Here is a 15,497-nt window from a genome sequence, read left to right on the forward strand (position 1 = left end):
GGTGCGAAACCTCAGCCCGCGAGGCGGGCGTGCAGGTCGTGCTCGTCGGCGGATTCGACCACCACGTCGACGAACTGGCCCGGCTTGAGCAGCTGACCGTTGGCGATATGCACCAAACCGTCAATCTCGGGCGCGTCGGCAGCCGAACGCGCGACCGCGCCTGCGGCACCGGCCTCGTCCACCAGCACCTTGATGGTGCGGCCGATCTTGCGCTGCAGTTTGGCCGCGGAAATTTCCGCCTGCACCGCCATGAATTGTTCGAGGCGATCTTCCTTCAACTCTTCGGACACCGGGTTCGGCAACTCATTGGCCTTGGCGCCGTCCACCGGCGAATAGGCAAACGCACCGACGCGATCCAGTTCGGCTTCGCGCAGGAAGTCCAGCAGCTCCTCGAACTCCGCATCGGTCTCGCCGGGGAAGCCGACGATGAACGTGCTGCGGATGGTGAGATCGGGCACCGCCTTGCGCCAATTGCGCACGCGCTCCAGCGTCTTATCGATGTTGCCGGGGCGCTTCATCAGCTTGAGGATGCGCGGGCTCGCATGCTGGAACGGGATGTCGAGGTACGGCAGCAGCTTGCCGTCGGCCATCAGCGACATCACCTCATCCACGTGCGGGTACGGGTAGACGTAGTGCAGGCGCGTCCACACGCCCAGTTCGGACAGGCCTTCGCACAGCTCAGTCATGCGCGTGCGGTAGCTCTTGTCGCGCCACTGGCGTTCGGCGTACTTCAGGTCCACACCGTAGGCGCTGGTGTCCTGCGAAATCACCAGCAGTTCCTTCACGCCGCCCTTCACCAGCTTCTCGGCTTCGATCAGCACTTCGTCGACCGGACGCGACACCAGGTCGCCGCGCATCGACGGAATGATGCAGAAGCTGCAACGGTGGTTGCAGCCTTCGGAAATCTTCAGATACGCGTAGTGCTTCGGCGTCAGCTTGACGCCGGTGTCAGGAATGATATCCAGCAGCGGGTTGCGCTTCGGCGGCAGTGCGCTGTGCACTGCGTTCATTACGCTGCTGTAGTCCTGCGGGCCAGTGATCGCCAGCACATCCGGATACGCCTCGCGGATCAGCTCCGAACGCTTGCCCAGGCAACCGGTGACGATCACCTTGCCGTTTTCGTGCAGCGCTTCGCCAATCGCGTCCAGCGATTCCTGCACAGCCGCATCGATGAAGCCGCAGGTGTTCACCACCACGGCATCGGCGGCGTCATAACGCGGCACGATCTCATAGCCCTCAACCTTGAGCTGGGTGAGGATGCGCTCGGAGTCGACCAGCGCCTTGGGGCAGCCGAGGCTGACGAAACCGATCTTGTGGGACGCCTGGGACATGGCAGGGCTACCGTAAACGTGCGGGAAACGGTCAATTATACGCCAGCCCGGCCCTTCCGCCCGGCTGGCTAGAATTGCGCTTTGCCACCGCGAAAGGATCCCGCCATGGGCCAGACGATCCACCTCAACACCACCCGCATGCAGTGCATTGGCGCGTATCTCGCCCAACCTGCCGGAAAACCGAAGGGCGGCATCGTGGTGGTGCAGGAGATTTTCGGCGTCAACGCCCATATCCGAAGCGTCGCGGACCGCCTCGCCGCCGCGGGTTACACCGCCATCGCTCCCAGCGTCTTCGATCACCTGGAGACCGGCCTGGAGATGGATTACGACTCAGCCAGCGCCACGCGCGGCAAAGCCCTGGTGACGGAGCTGGGACTGGATCGCGCACTGGAAGACGTCGCCAGCGCCGCCGAGTCCATCGCATCGGCCGGCAAGATCGGTGTGATCGGTTTCTGCTGGGGTGGCACCGTCGCAATGCTTTCCGCAATACGTCTGGGTTTGCCGGCCGTGAGCTACTACGGCGCGCGTAACCTGCCCTTCCTCGGCGAGAAGCCCGCGGCCCCGGTGATGTTCCACTTCGGCGAGCTGGACAAGAGCATCCCGCCGGAGGCCGTAGCCAAGCACCGCGAGATGCTGCCGCAGATGGAGGTCTTCACGTATCCGGCCGATCACGCGTTCAATCGCGATGTCGGCCCGCAGTACCACGAGGCCAGCGCCAAGCTGGCATGGGAGCGCACTATGGCTTTCTTCGACAAGCAACTGGCGGCTGCATGAGAGGCGCCAGTTTCATTCTCGACGCGCGGCTGGAAGCTGATACGCGTCGCATCACCTCGCTGCCCTTGTGCGACGTGCTGCTGATGAACGACGCGCGCTTCCCGTGGGTGATCCTGGTGCCGCATCGCCCTGGCCTGGTCGAGATCGCCGACTTGCCGGGGGAAGCCCAGGCGACGCTATGGCAGGAAGTGAGCCGCGCCGCCGCCGCACTGCGCGCCAACGCACCCTGCGACAAGCTCAATCTCGGTGCGCTGGGCAATATCGTGCGGCAGCTGCACGTGCATGTGGTCGCGCGCTGCGAGGGCGATGCAGCCTGGCCTGGCCCCGTGTGGGGCAGCGGCCACGCCGAAGCCTATGCACCGGATGCGCTGGAAGATTTGATCGGACGCTTGCGCGCTGCGCTCGAAACCCAAGCAACATCGGCCTAGCGAGCGCGCAAAGAAAAAGCCCGCGATCGAAACCGCGGGCTTTTTTGGTGAGCGGAACGAATCAGCGCCGCGAAGGATCGTAGCCGCTGTCGCTGGCCGACTTGCCCTTCATCTCGTCGTTCATCTTGACCGGTGCGTGGTAATCCTCGAGATCGCGCGCCTTGGTTTCGATCGCATTGATCTTCTTCAGCGTGCCGCCGTCGTCGTAGTACACGACAAAGCCGTAGTCGAGCTGCATGCGCGCCATGAATTCCAGGTGCTGCTTGCGGATCTTCGACTCGTCGCTGCGCATCAGCAGCACGGTCTTGGGCAGCTTGCCCTGATCCTTGAGGTAGGCAAAGTGGCTGCCGGTATCGAGTGCCGAGAGCACCGCACCATCGACCACGAACTGGCCGCTCTTGTACGCCTCTACCGTGGCGTCGAACTTGCCCTGCATCTGCTCGGTCTTGATGGCCTCGCCCTTGGTGTCGCCGCGATGGCAACCGGCCAGCACCAGCAGGCTGCCCAGGAGGATGGCGGCAGCGGTGCGGCTCAGCAGCGTGGATAAACGAATCATGTGTATCTCCGACATTCGATCAATGAGAACAACGTGGGGAGTGTAGCGCCGCGCGCTGGCGCCGCATCGCATTCGGACGGCGGCCATTCAGCTGCAACGCACACGCCCGTGATACGCGGACACAGGAACCTGCGCCGACTCAGGTGCGCGGCAAGGTCACGCCTTGCTGGCCCTGATATTTGCCGCCGCGGTCGCGGTAGCTGGTCTCGCATTCCTCGTCCGATTCGAGGAACAGCATCTGCGCCACACCCTCGTTCGCGTAAATCTTTGCGGGCAGCGGCGTGGTGTTAGAGAACTCCAGCGTGACGTGGCCTTCCCACTCCGGCTCCAGCGGCGTCACGTTGACGATGATGCCGCAGCGCGCATACGTGCTCTTGCCCAGGCAGATGGTCAGCACCTGGCGCGGAATGCGGAAGTACTCGACGGTGCGCGCCAGCGCGAACGAGTTGGGCGGGATGATGCAGACATCCGCTTCCACGTCGACAAAGCTGGTCGGATCGAACGCCTTGGGGTCGACAATGGTGGAGTTGATATTGGTGAAAATCTTGAACTCGCGCGCGCAACGCACGTCGTAGCCGTAGCTGGAGGTGCCGTAGGAAACCAGCTTGTTGCCATCCCGCATTTTCACCTGGCCCGGCTCGAACGGCTCGATCATGCCCTGCTGCTCGGCCATGCGCCGGATCCACTTGTCGGATTTGATGCTCACTCAGGCTCCCGTTGCGTTCGTGGGTGCGTCGGCGCCAGGCGCCGGGCACAAGATGCGGAAAAATAACGGATCGGCCGGTACCCCGCCAGTCGAGGTCATCGGCGTCTCCCTGCGCTTTTCATGAGGCCGCCTCAAGCATCGAAGGGTAAGCCCATGAAGGCGCGGCATATTTGGACAGCGCCTTGCGGTCAGACGCGGCCGGCTTCCAGGGCAGCCAATTCATGTAATGCCTGCAGCAGTCGGCCCAGCGCATCCCCGATCCGCGCCGTCTGCTCCGCTTGCTCCAGCAAGGACTCGACCGTGCATCCCGCCCCAGGCAGTGGCACTTCGGCCGTTGCGCTGTCCAGCACCTGCGCCGACATGGTCTGCAGCACTTCGCGCAGCGCCGCCTGCGCGTGATGCGAGCCGCGGCCCGATGCATTCCACTGGGCCACCGGTTTGCCAGGAAATTCCAAGCTGCCGACCAGCCAGTCGAGCAGATTCTTGAACGGGCCGGGGATGCCGTGCGCATATTCCGGGCATGCCACGATCAGCGCATCGCTCGCACCGATAGCACGGCGCAGGGCGATCACCGTCTCGGGCAACGGCTCCACATCAAGATCGGGATTGAACAGCGGCAGCGCGCCCATGCTCTCGTACAGCGACAGCTCGAGTTCTATCGGCGCCAAAGTACGCGCCGCGCGCAGCAATGCCGTATTACCCGACACGCCACGGAGGCTGCCGGACAGGCACAGCACGCGAAACCGCGCGCCCGCCGTCATGCCGACGGCGCACCCTGCACCACGATCTTGCCCAGCCCCAGCGACTTGTTGCGCGGCTGGCGCGACAGGCGCCCGGCCGTATTGCGCGCAATCTCGCGATAGCGCGCGGCGAGATCGGAATCGGGTATCGCCGCCACCGTGGGCGTACCGCTGTCCGCCTGTTCGCGGATGCGGATATCCAGCGGCAGCGAGCCGAGATAAGCCACGTGGTATTGCTCGGCCATGCGCGCGCCACCGCCTTCGCCGAAGATGTGCTCCTCGTGCCCGCAGTTCGAGCACACGTGGGTGGCCATGTTCTCCACGACGCCAAGCACCGGCACCTCGACCTTCTCGAACATCTTGAGCGCCTTGCGCGCGTCGAGCAGGGCGATGTCTTGCGGCGTGGTGACGATCACCGCGCCAGCTACCGGTACCTTCTGCGACAGCGTGAGCTGGATGTCGCCAGTACCCGGCGGCAGATCCACGATCAGATAGTCGAGCTGCTCCCAGCGGCTGTCGTTGAGCAGTTGCATCATCGCCTGGGTGACCATCGGGCCACGCCAGATCATCGGCGTTTCCTCGTCCACCAGGAAACCGATCGACATCGCCTGCAGGCCATGTGCCTGCATCGGCGTAATGGACTTGCCGTCCGGGGAGTCCGGCCTGCCGCTGATGCCGAGCATGCGTGGCTGACTGGGACCGTAAATGTCCGCATCCAGCACGCCGACCTTGGCGCCCTCCGCCGCCAGTGCCAGCGCCAGATTGGCCGACACCGTGGACTTGCCCACGCCACCCTTGCCGGAGGCCACCACGATGATGTTCTTCACGTTAGGCTGCGGCGCCAGCGTGCCCTGCACCTTATGCGCGTAGATGCGGGTGGTGATCGACACCGAAGCCGCCTCGATCGCCGCGTCCGCTTCCAGCGCCTGCTTCACGCGTGCCGTCAGTTCCGCCATGGCGGTGCCTGCCGGATAGCCCAGTTGCAGATCCACCGATACACGCGCGCCGTCCACACCCACCGCGCGCAGGCTGTCGGCCAGCGGGGCGCCGGTGTGGGTGTCGATCAGCTCGCCAAGAATGCGGCGGACCAGGGCTTCGCTTGCTTGCGTCATGGGATCGGGCATTGGGGGAGAAGAAGGCTTCCATTATGCCAGTCCGCCGACTTTCCCGGCTCCGAGAGAGCTTGCGCGTTGCAGCTTGACGCCCTGCCGCGCGCTCGTCAGGCTCCGTCCATACTGTTTCGTACGGGAGGGTTACATGAAGCCACTGATTCGCCTCGCTGTCGCGACCGGCCTGCTGCTCGGCACCGGCGCTGCCTTTGCCGCCAGCAACTCGCCAGTGGGCACCTGGAAGACCATCGACGACAAGACCCACCAGGCCAAGTCCATCGTGCAGATCACCGAGGTCAACGGCGAGCTGCAGGGCAAGGTGCTGCAGGTGCTGCAGTCCGACGAAGGCCCGCACCCGGTCTGCAAGGAGTGCGATGGCGACCGCAAGGACAAACCCGTCGAGGGCATGGTCATCATGTGGGGCGTAAAGCCCGATGGTGACGAGTGGGATGGCGGCAAAATCCTCGACCCCAAAAACGGCAAGACCTACAAGGTCAAGCTCAAGACCATCGAGAACGGCACCAAGCTGGATGTGCACGGCTACATCGGCTTCTCGCTGCTCGGCCGCAGCCAGGTGTGGGAACGCCAGGAATAAGTCCTGGCGTTGGCATCGGCTGGACAAGACGCGGGCCATTGGCCCGCGTTTTTTTATGCGCCCTACTCGCCGCCCGCGGCGTCGGCGCGATGCACGGTCACGCCGCGTGCCGTGTAGGCCGTGCGCGTGGCTTTGTCCACGTCATGCTCCACGACCAGATGCTGCACCTCGGCTAGTTCCGCCACGCGATGCGTCGCCACCGTGCCGAGCTTGTCGCTGGTGACCACCACCGCGGTTTCGCCGCTGGCCTCCACCATCGCGCGTTTGAACAGCACTTCTTCGCTATCGAAACCCCACAGGCCGCCTTCCACATCGACCGCACAGGCGCCGGGGAAGCAAAGATCCGCGCGGATCCGCTGCAACTCCTTCACCGCCTGCGCGCCCACCGCGCCACCGATGCGCGGATCGACGCGGCCGCCGATCAACAGGATCTCGAAGCCCTCGCGATCCATCAGTGCCAGTGCGACATCTGGCGCATTGGTAACCACGGTCAGGCCGAAGCGCTCGGGCAAGGCCGCAGCAATCGCCGTGTTGGTCGAGCCCGCGTCGATCATCAGGATCTGTCCCTGCCGCACCAGCGTGACCGCCTTGCGTGCCAGCGCCTGCTTGCGGCCGGTGTGCTCGACGCGCCGCTGCTTCAGCGGCGACACCGCAACAGACAAAGGCAAGGCACCGCCATAGACACGCTTGCACAAGCCCTGCCCCGCCAGTTCACGCAGATCGCGTCGGATAGAGTCTTCGGAGACCTCGAATTCCGCCGCCAGCTCCGCCGCCACCACGCGTCCATGGCTGCGCAGGCGTTGCAGAATCCATTGCTGCCGCTCCTGCGGCATCGCTTCACCCAATGGAATCGGCGCTGCCGCGCGCGACTTGCTCATGCCGACACCTCCGCGGAAACCAGCCCATGCGAAGCCAGCCACGCACGCAGGCCTGCCGGATCGCGGAACCACCACGCTTGCATACCCTGCGCGGCGGCGGCATCCACATTGCGTCGCGCGTCGTCGATGTAAAGCGCGCGTACCGGATCGATCGCATAGCGCTCGAATAGCCGCTGATAGATGCGCGGGTCCGGCTTAATCAGGCGTTCTTCGCCGGAGACCACGATGCCCTCGAACCAGTGCAGGAAATCGAAAAGCTCCAGCGCGCGCGGAAAGGTTTCGTGCGACCAGTTGGTCAACGCATACAGACGCACGCCGCGCGCCTTCAGTTCGGCCAGTAGATCGACCGTCTCCTGGATCACGCCACCCAGCATGTCTTCCCAGCGCTGCCTGTAGGCCGCGATAAGCGACGCCTGCGCCGGATGCTCGGCGCTGAGGCTGGCGATCGCTTCGTGCCAGGGACGCCCCGCATCCTGCTGTTCGTTCCAGGGGCCGGTGCAGATCTCCGAAAGAAAGCGCTCCATTGCCGCGTCATCATCGAACAGCTGGCGATAGAGATAGCGCGGATTCCAGTCGATCAGCACACCGCCGAGGTCGAACACCACCGTATCGATCATGTTGCCAGCCCCGTTCATCGCCGCACGATCCTTGCGGACGCCGCCACCATCAACAACAAGCCCGCCACCACCACCATCGCGAGCGGCAGACTGCTGAGCTTGGAAATAAAGCCGATCAATGCAGGCCCGCTAAGCAGGCCCGCATAACCGAGCGTGGTCACCGCGGCGATGGAAATCGCCGGCGACGTCCCTGGCAGACGACCGGCCGCACTGAACATCACCGGCACGATATTCGAAGCGCCCAGACCGATCAGCACGAAGCCACACAACGAAGCCGGCGGCCACGACACGCTCGCCGCCAACACAAATCCAAGGGCAGCCAACCCAGCACCCGCGCGCACCGCCCATACCGTACCAAGCCGCTGGATCAGACGATCACCGGTAAGACGACCGAGCGCCATCGCTATCGAGAAACACGCATAACCGATACCCGCCGAACTCGGCTCGAAACCGCGGAAATCGCGCAGGAATACCGCGCTCCAATCCAGCATCGAACCCTCGGCCATGAAACTTACGAAGCACAACAGGCCCAGCAACAGCACTACGCCGCGCGGCATGCGGAATGGTGCGTGCCCCGTCTCCGCATCATCCACTTCAGACAACAGCCCGTTGCGCAGATACAACACCAGCGCAGCCAGCAAAACCGACACCGCCAAAGCCGACACCGGCAACGGCAAACCCAACGCCAGCAGCGCACTCATACCCGCCGCGCCAGCCAGGCCACCGACACTGAAAAGCCCATGGAAGCCCGACATCAGCACACGCCCGTCGCGCCGCTCCACCTCCACCGCATGCGCATTCATGGCGACATCCACCGCGCCCAGCATCACGCCGAAATACAACAACGCCGCCGTGAGCACCGCCGCACTGGGTGCAAGCGCCAACACCGGCAGCGCCAGACACAGCAACAAACCCGACGCCACAATCACCCGTCGATTGCCGAAGCGATGACTCAACCACCCCACAAACGGCATCGAAACCATCGAGCCACCACCAAAGGCCAACAAGATCAGCCCCAACTGCGCATCGTCCAGCCCAAGCCGCGCCTTGGCATACGGCACCATCGGCGCCCACGCCGCCATACCGATCCCCGACACCAGGAAGATCAAACGCGTGGCGCGAATCGCCGCCGTCACAGGTTCGCGGCTAGTGCTCACGGGTTCGCTGGTGACTCTCATTGCCAAAACCTTGCATGGATATTGCGCATAAATGTAAACAATCATGCACAAACATGCAAAGAGCTATTTGGCGTCAGCCGAATCAGGCAACCTGCAAAACACCACTAGCAACAACACACCGAGCACCCACCCCTCACCCCAACCCTCTCCCCGGAGGGGAGAGGGAGAAGTGCTGCACTAGGCGATGCGAAGCCGGACCGGTAATGGCCCCGGTGTGGCGATGAGACTTAGACGATCAGGCTGAGAAGAAAGCCATCCCGACGCCTGACACTGGAAAGGGCGTGGCTACAAAGCACACCGCCTGCTCTTCAGGCCATTTCTCTTTGGTTACTTTCTCTTTGGGCCAGCAAAGAGAAAGTGACCCGGACCGCGGCAGCGGTTCGGAAGCCCGCGGCAGGCGAGCCAGAGCACGCAGACGCGACCATCGAAGCACTTCACTACTGGATCCCTGCCTGCGCAGGGATAACGAACGTAGATGCGGTGTAGTGAGCCTTCAAAAACGCCCCGAATACCCATGCCATAATGCCCAACTCATAAATTCAACCAAGCAACCATGTCCCGCCGACTCCTCGTTACCAACGCCCTGCCCTACGCCAACGGCCCCCTGCACCTCGGCCACATGCTGGGCTACATCCAGGCCGACATCTGGGTGCGGGCGCAGCGTATGCAAGGCAACGAGACCTTCTACGTCTGCGCCGACGACGCGCACGGCACGCCGATCATGCTGGCGGCGGAAAAGGCTGGGCTGGAACCAGAGGCCTACATCGATGGCATCCGTGTCGGACACGAGACGGATTTCGCCGCGTTCGGCGTGACCTTCGACCACTACCACTCCACCCATTCGGAAGAGAACCGCACGCTGGCCTCGCTGATCTATACGCGCCTGCGCGACGGCGGCTATATCGCGCGCCGCGATATCCAGCAGCTGTTCGATCCCGAAAAGCAGATGTTCCTGCCGGACCGCTATATCAAAGGCGTCTGCCCCAACTGCGGCACGCCGGACCAGTACGGCGACAACTGCGAAAACTGCGGTGCCACCTACGCGCCCACCGATCTGATCAACCCGTATTCGGTGATGTCCGGCGCCACACCGGTGCTGCGCGATTCCGAGCACTACTTCTTCGAACTGGGCAAGTTTGAGCAGCTTTTGCGCGACTGGTTCGCCGGCAAACTGACCGGCGGCGCACCGGTAGCCAACAGCGGCGTCGTCGCCAAGCTGCGCGAGTGGCTGGACGGTGGCCTGAAAGATTGGGACATCTCGCGCGACGCACCCTACTTCGGCTTTCCCATCCCGGATGCGCCGGGCAAGTTCTTCTATGTGTGGCTGGACGCGCCGGTAGGTTACCTCGCCAGCTTCAAGGCCCTGTGCGACAAGATCGGCATCCGCTTCGAGGATTTCCTCGCGCCGGACAGCAAGGCCGAGATGCATCACTTCATCGGCAAGGACATCATCAATTTCCACGGTCTGTTCTGGCCGGCGATGCTGCACGGCGCGAACTTCCGCACGCCGACGGCACTGCACGTCAATGGCTACCTGACGGTGAACGGCGCGAAGATGTCCAAATCGCGCGGCACCTTTATCAAGGCCCGCACCTATCTGGATGCCGGACTGCATCCGGAATTCCTGCGCTACTACTTCGCCACCATGCTCAGCGACACGCCGGTGGACGTGGACCTCGACCTCAAGTCGTTCGAGGAGCGTGTTAACTCACATCTGGTCGGCAAGTGGGTGAACATCGCCAGCCGCACCGCAGGCTTTGTGCAGAAGTTCTTCGACGGTCGCCTTGCACCAGCATTCGGCGAGGAAGAAGCCGAACTGTGGCGCGTGCTGGTCTCGCACTACGGTGACGTACCTGTGTTGTACCGCGACGGCGAGTTCGCCGAGGTCATGCGCAAGTTCGTCCTGATGGCGGACCTGGTGAATGGCCATATCGCCGCCAAGGCACCGTGGGCGATCGCCAAAGACAATACCCGCCGCGAAGAACTGCACCAGGTCTGCTCGTTCGCGCTGGCTGCATTTCGTCTGCTCGCCGGCGTACTCAAGCCAGTGCTGCCGGCCACGGTGGCCGCCGCGGAGCAGTTCCTCGCAGCGCCAATCACCGGCTTCGAGGATGCGCGTGCCGAGCTGCACAGCCACACCGTCAATGCGTTCGAGCCCCTGCTCGCCCGCATCGACCCCAAGCACATCGAGGCGATGGTCGAGGCTTCGAAGGAGTCGCTCGGCGCCCCTGTCGCCGAGAGCAAACTCGCGCCAGCCAAGAAACCGAAGGAACCCAGCAAGACCATGAGTGAGATCAGCAACATTGCCGTCGACGGCGCCGCCATCATCGGTATCGACGACTTCGCCAGGCTCGACCTGCGCATTGGCAAGGTCACCGCCTGTGAATTCGTGGACGGCTCCGACAAACTGCTGCGCTTCGAACTCGATGCGGGTCAGCTCGGCACTCGCCAGATATTCTCCGGCATCCGCGCCGCCTACGGCGAGCCGGAGAAGCTAATCGGCCGCAACGTGGTGTTCATCGCCAATCTCGCACCGCGAAAAATGCGCTTTGGTCTTTCCGAAGGCATGATCCTTTCCGCCGGCGACGGCGGCAGCGATCTGTTCCTGCTGGATGCGGACCAGGGAGCGAAGCCGGGCGCGACGGTTCGCTGAAGCCAGCGCGCCGCCGCCTACGGAGTTATGAGCACCCTCGCTGATCGCATTGATGCCCTGCTGCCGCAGACGCAGTGCGAGCAATGCGGCTATCACGGCTGCCGCCCCTATGCGGAGGCGATCGCGCGCGGCGAAGCTGAGATCAATCAATGCCCGCCCGGCGGTGCCGCAGGCATCGCCAAGCTGGCTGCGCTGCTGGAGCGCGCGACGCTGCCGCTCAACCTTGAGCATGGCGTGGAAAAGCCACGCACGCTGGCGCGCATCATCGAGGCCGATTGCATCGGCTGCACCAAGTGCACCCAGGTCTGTCCGGTGGACGCCATCGTGGGCGCGGCCAAACTGATGCACACCGTCATCAGCGACGACTGCACCGGCTGCGAACTTTGCGTACCGGCCTGCCCGGTGGATTGCATCGTGCTGGAGCCGATGCCTCTCGCACAGGTTGAAGACATGGCGCATGCCGACGCGGCGCGCCAGCACTTTCAACGCCGCGAAGCTCGGCTCGCGCACGAGCAAGCGCAACGCGAACAAGAACTGACGGCGCGCAAGGCGCAGGTAGGCGCGGCGATCAGTGAGAATCCGGTGCTGGCCGCGCTGGCCCGCGCCAAAGCCAAACAGCAGGGACCCAAACCGTGAAGCGAGCCGACGTCGTCGAGCTGTTTTCCCGCCTGCGCGAAATCGATCCGCATCCCACCACGGAGCTGGACTACTCCACGCCGTTCGAACTGCTGGTTGCCGTGGTGCTGTCGGCGCAGGCGACCGATGTCGGCGTCAACAAGGCCACCAAGAAACTCTTTCCTGTCGCCAATACGCCTCAGGCCATGCTGGATCTGGGCGAAGAGAAGCTGAAGGGCTACATCAGCACCATTGGTCTGTTCAACGGCAAAGCCAAGAACGTGATCGCGCTATCCCGCATCCTGGTCGAGCAGTACGACAGCGAGGTGCCGCGCACGCGGGAAGCACTGGAGGCATTGCCGGGCGTGGGCCGCAAGACGGCCAACGTGGTACTCAACACCGCCTTCGGGCACGCGACCATTGCGGTAGATACCCATATCTTCCGCGTCTCGAACCGCACCGGCCTTGCTCCAGGCAAAGACGTGCGCGCGGTGGAAGACAAGCTAGAGAAGGTCGTACCGGCCGAGTTCAAGCAGGACGCCCATCATTGGCTGATCCTGCATGGCCGCTACGTGTGCAAGGCGCGCAAGCCTGACTGCCCGCAGTGCGTCATCCGCGACTTGTGTCGTTACAAGGACAAGACGGTCGCGGACTGATAGCGGACGGCATCTGCTGTAGGAGCGCGCACAGGGTGCGCTCCTACAGGTTGCGTTTTCCAAACCCAGAAAAGCAAAACGGCGGGCTAAGCCCGCCGTTTTTCCGTCCTTGGGTCGAACTCCCTTCCGATAACCGTGAAATCAGTAGGACAGGAGGCCCCAAAAGCCGATTTCGTTGGTCTTGTACTGGAACGCCTTGATCGGGCCTTCCAGCTTGTCGTACTTCCACGCGAACGCCAGGCGCAGGTTCTTCAGCACGTCGTAGGAGACGCCGGCGTTGTAGTAGGTGTCCTTCAGCTTGTTCTGCGGACCGGTGAGGCCCCAGTACTTGTAGTCCACGCGGTCGTAACGAGCGAACACAGCCCACTGCGGCATGAAGGTCCAGTCGCCGAACAGCGAGTAACCATTGGCCTTGTCGCGCACCGCGGCCGGACCCGGCAGCGGACCAGCGATCTTCAGCACGTCGTCCCAGTTCTTCGCGGTGAAGTACTCGGCACCCACGCCGAAGGTCTTGTCGCGGTAGGCCACCAAGGCGTCGCCACGGGTAGCGTTCTGGGTCGGCGCACCGTTCTGCACCTTGTTGCCGCGCTTGCCGTCGTAACCGCCCACGGCGATGACCATCTGCTCGATCGGCGAGTAGCCGAAACGGCCTTCGACATCGATGCCGTTGGAGCGCGACGGGTTCTTGTAGCCGCGACCGGTGACGGCCGACAGCTGGTAGTTGATGGAGTTGTCGCCGGTGGTGGCACCCAGTGCATGGATACCCCAGTCGGACGAGTTGCCGAACGAGCCCACACCCTGCGCGGCGGTACCTGCGGTGCCGCGGCCGCCATCGATCGAGCGGTCGGTGATGGTGTTCTCGAGGAAGCGGTAGCCGTACCACTTCTCGACGAACGGAATCCACGGCATGTCAGCCGCACCGAAGCGCACGGCGAAGAGCGGATCGAACGTGCCCTGCACGTAGGCCTTCTTCACGAACAGGCTGGTCTGGCCCAGCGTCGACTGATAGTTGAAGTCGGTGGTGAGGTTGGCAGACCACACATCGTCGAACTTGTGGTCGACGACCAGGTAGAAGCGCTTGACGTCGAAACCGGTGCCATTGGTCGAGCCATGGCCGTCCTTCTTCACGAAGCCACCGGTCTTGCCGGCTTCCTTGTGATTGACGTCGGTCATGTCGAAGAACATGGTGGCGCCGATCTTGGTGTTGTTGACCAGCTTGTCGTACGTGGCGACCTTCTTGTCGGAGACAGCCTGTGCCTTCTGCACGGCTTCGACATTCTGGCCGGTGCTGACGTTGATGTCAGACTGCGCATCCGTGCGCTCCTCCAGCGACGCCACCTTGGCCTGCAGCTCGGCGAGCTGGGCCTTCAGCAACTCGATCTCGGCATTCTTGGACGCCGACGAATCCTGGCTGGTGGTCGTCTGCTTGTGGGTCGCCTTGGCTTTCGTCGCCGGCTCGGCAGCAACGTGGAAGCTGGCTACGCCCAAACCGGCAGCAATCGCCACCGCGAGCAACTTGGAACGCATGGATGTTCTCCGCATGTTGGTAGGAATCACCTGGACCGCCCCCTAGATCAGTCTGGCGCCCAGTAGGAACGGGTCGCAGAATGCGGTCGCCTGTTTACGATTCCGTGCTGTTTGCGTGACAAAATGAAGACAGCCACACCATCAACTGCAACATTCGCTTCGGCCAGGCGCGCCTCCGAACCCGTGCGTACGGGCGCCTACGGGGCCTCCCAGGTTCGCTGGGGATGCGAAACGGCTGATATGCTTCTCTAATGGAGAATCTCAGCAACAGCATGGCCAGCCGCATGGCCGAGCGCTTTCGCGGCTTTCTGCCGGTGGTCGTGGATGTGGAAACCGGCGGCTTCGACGCCGAGCGCGACGCCCTGCTGGAAATCGCCGCCGTCACCCTGGACATGGATGCCGAAGGCTATCTGCGCCCTCGGCCGGCCGTTGCGGCTCATGTAGAGCCCTTTCCGGGCGCCAATATCGATCCCCGCGCGCTAGAGATCACCGGCATCGATCCGGACAATCCGCTGCGCGGCGCCCTCGCCGAACGCCTGGCGCTGGACCACGTCTTCAAGGCGGTGCGTGAGTCGATGCGCGACAACGATTGCCAGCGCGCCGTCCTGGTCGGCCATAACGCGGCATTCGACCTGGGCTTCGTCAATGCGGCCGTGCGCCGGGTCGGACACAAGCGCAATCCGTTCCACCCCTTCAGCTGTTTCGACACGGCCACCCTGGGCGGGCTGGCCTATGGGCAGACCGTGCTCAGCAAGTCGGTGCAGGCGGCCGGGCACGTGTTCGATACGCGCGAAGCGCACTCCGCTATCTATGATGCCGAGCGCACCGCCGAATTGTTCTGCACCATCGTCAATCGCTGGCGCCGGCTGGAGACGTTCGAGCGCGAGCACATCGGGCTGGATGTGCTCTAAAGGCCTGGGTACCGGGGCGCAAGCCCGCTCATCGCGAAATACTGAAGGCCACGCCGCACCTGCGGCAGCTTCACCTATGTATGCCGCAAGCTTACGGCCAGCCTACAAATTTTGGCCCGCGCCGCTCGCCCGCGCCCGGCTCTCCATGACAAGTTCGTTCGAATTGTCATCTATCTGAAACATTCAACTCATTTCATTGCAACACGGCACGCATGAAATAGGG

General features: G+C 63.4%; 16 protein-coding genes. 7 read left to right on the plus strand and 9 right to left on the minus strand.

The genetic code is table 11. From position 1 onward, the window contains the following. Nucleotides 1-11: 11 nt before the first annotated feature. Nucleotides 12-1,331 (minus strand): 30S ribosomal protein S12 methylthiotransferase RimO, encoded by a 1,320-nt coding sequence (gene rimO, locus BM338_RS08410; RefSeq protein ID WP_090450445.1) that lies wholly within the window; start codon nucleotides 1,329-1,331, stop codon nucleotides 12-14. A 105-nt stretch (nucleotides 1,332-1,436) separates the two neighbouring features. Between rimO and BM338_RS08415 the strand changes: the two genes are divergently transcribed. Next, nucleotides 1,437-2,105, plus strand: coding sequence for a dienelactone hydrolase family protein (locus BM338_RS08415; protein WP_090450446.1), 669 nt, complete (start codon nucleotides 1,437-1,439; stop codon nucleotides 2,103-2,105). Continuing rightward, the gene (locus BM338_RS08420; RefSeq protein WP_090450447.1) at nucleotides 2,102-2,533 is read left to right on the plus strand and encodes an HIT domain-containing protein; all 432 of its coding nucleotides are present in this window, start codon (nucleotides 2,102-2,104) and stop codon (nucleotides 2,531-2,533) included. The genes BM338_RS08415 and BM338_RS08420 overlap by 4 nt, the downstream gene beginning before the upstream one ends. A 61-nt stretch (nucleotides 2,534-2,594) precedes the next feature. Here BM338_RS08420 and BM338_RS08425 read toward each other — a convergent pair whose 3' ends face one another. The 4 genes from BM338_RS08425 to apbC form a co-directional block, all read right to left on the minus strand. Continuing rightward, nucleotides 2,595-3,089, minus strand: coding sequence for a hypothetical protein (locus BM338_RS08425; protein WP_090450448.1), 495 nt, complete (start codon nucleotides 3,087-3,089; stop codon nucleotides 2,595-2,597). 139 nt (nucleotides 3,090-3,228) lie between these two features. Beyond that, nucleotides 3,229-3,795, minus strand: coding sequence for a dCTP deaminase (dcd, locus tag BM338_RS08430; protein ID WP_090450449.1), 567 nt, complete (start codon nucleotides 3,793-3,795; stop codon nucleotides 3,229-3,231). Between the two features lie 188 nt (nucleotides 3,796-3,983). Next, entirely contained in the window at nucleotides 3,984-4,556 is a 573-nt protein-coding gene (locus tag BM338_RS08435) for an NADPH-dependent FMN reductase (protein WP_090450450.1), read from the minus strand. Next, entirely contained in the window at nucleotides 4,553-5,647 is a 1,095-nt protein-coding gene (gene apbC, locus BM338_RS08440; RefSeq protein WP_090451213.1) for an iron-sulfur cluster carrier protein ApbC, read from the minus strand. The genes BM338_RS08435 and apbC overlap by 4 nt, the downstream gene beginning before the upstream one ends. A 145-nt stretch (nucleotides 5,648-5,792) precedes the next feature. Here apbC and BM338_RS08445 point away from each other — a divergent pair, with 145 nt between their 5' ends. Beyond that, entirely contained in the window at nucleotides 5,793-6,239 is a 447-nt protein-coding gene (locus BM338_RS08445) for a DUF2147 domain-containing protein (protein WP_090450451.1), read from the plus strand. A 62-nt stretch (nucleotides 6,240-6,301) separates the two neighbouring features. Here the strand turns inward: BM338_RS08445 and BM338_RS08450 are convergent, their stop codons facing one another. Genes BM338_RS08450 through BM338_RS08460 form a run of 3 tightly spaced genes read right to left on the minus strand, consistent with a single transcriptional unit; the run spans nucleotide 6,302 to nucleotide 8,912 of the window. After that, entirely contained in the window at nucleotides 6,302-7,117 is an 816-nt protein-coding gene (locus tag BM338_RS08450; protein WP_090450452.1) for a DeoR/GlpR family DNA-binding transcription regulator, read from the minus strand. Next, nucleotides 7,114-7,752, minus strand: a complete 639-nt coding sequence (locus BM338_RS08455; protein WP_255367236.1) for an HAD family hydrolase — start codon at nucleotides 7,750-7,752, stop codon at nucleotides 7,114-7,116. The genes BM338_RS08450 and BM338_RS08455 overlap by 4 nt, the downstream gene beginning before the upstream one ends. Then, a complete protein-coding gene (locus BM338_RS08460; RefSeq protein ID WP_090450453.1) occupies nucleotides 7,749-8,912 on the minus strand; it encodes an MFS transporter in 1,164 nt (387 codons plus the stop codon). The genes BM338_RS08455 and BM338_RS08460 overlap by 4 nt, the downstream gene beginning before the upstream one ends. A gap of 553 nt (nucleotides 8,913-9,465) precedes the next feature. Between BM338_RS08460 and metG the strand changes: the two genes are divergently transcribed. Genes metG through nth form a run of 3 tightly spaced genes read left to right on the plus strand, consistent with a single transcriptional unit; the run spans nucleotide 9,466 to nucleotide 12,836 of the window. After that, a complete protein-coding gene (gene metG, locus BM338_RS08465; protein WP_090450454.1) occupies nucleotides 9,466-11,565 on the plus strand; it encodes a methionine--tRNA ligase in 2,100 nt (699 codons plus the stop codon). Between the two features lie 27 nt (nucleotides 11,566-11,592). After that, nucleotides 11,593-12,201: an RnfABCDGE type electron transport complex subunit B gene (locus BM338_RS08470; RefSeq protein ID WP_090450455.1), complete on the plus strand. Its 609-nt coding sequence runs from the start codon at nucleotides 11,593-11,595 to the stop codon at nucleotides 12,199-12,201. Further along, the gene (gene nth, locus BM338_RS08475; protein ID WP_090450456.1) at nucleotides 12,198-12,836 is read left to right on the plus strand and encodes an endonuclease III; all 639 of its coding nucleotides are present in this window, start codon (nucleotides 12,198-12,200) and stop codon (nucleotides 12,834-12,836) included. The genes BM338_RS08470 and nth overlap by 4 nt, the downstream gene beginning before the upstream one ends. A gap of 141 nt (nucleotides 12,837-12,977) precedes the next feature. Here nth and BM338_RS08480 read toward each other — a convergent pair whose 3' ends face one another. After that, nucleotides 12,978-14,363, minus strand: a complete 1,386-nt coding sequence (locus BM338_RS08480) for a porin (RefSeq protein WP_090450457.1) — start codon at nucleotides 14,361-14,363, stop codon at nucleotides 12,978-12,980. 251 nt (nucleotides 14,364-14,614) lie between these two features. Here BM338_RS08480 and rnt point away from each other — a divergent pair, with 251 nt between their 5' ends. After that, nucleotides 14,615-15,274: a ribonuclease T gene (rnt, locus tag BM338_RS08485; protein WP_090450458.1), complete on the plus strand. Its 660-nt coding sequence runs from the start codon at nucleotides 14,615-14,617 to the stop codon at nucleotides 15,272-15,274. Nucleotides 15,275-15,497 lie beyond the last annotated feature (223 nt).

This window comes from Dyella sp. OK004 (genome assembly GCF_900114495.1).
Classification (GTDB): domain Bacteria; phylum Pseudomonadota; class Gammaproteobacteria; order Xanthomonadales; family Rhodanobacteraceae; genus Dyella_D.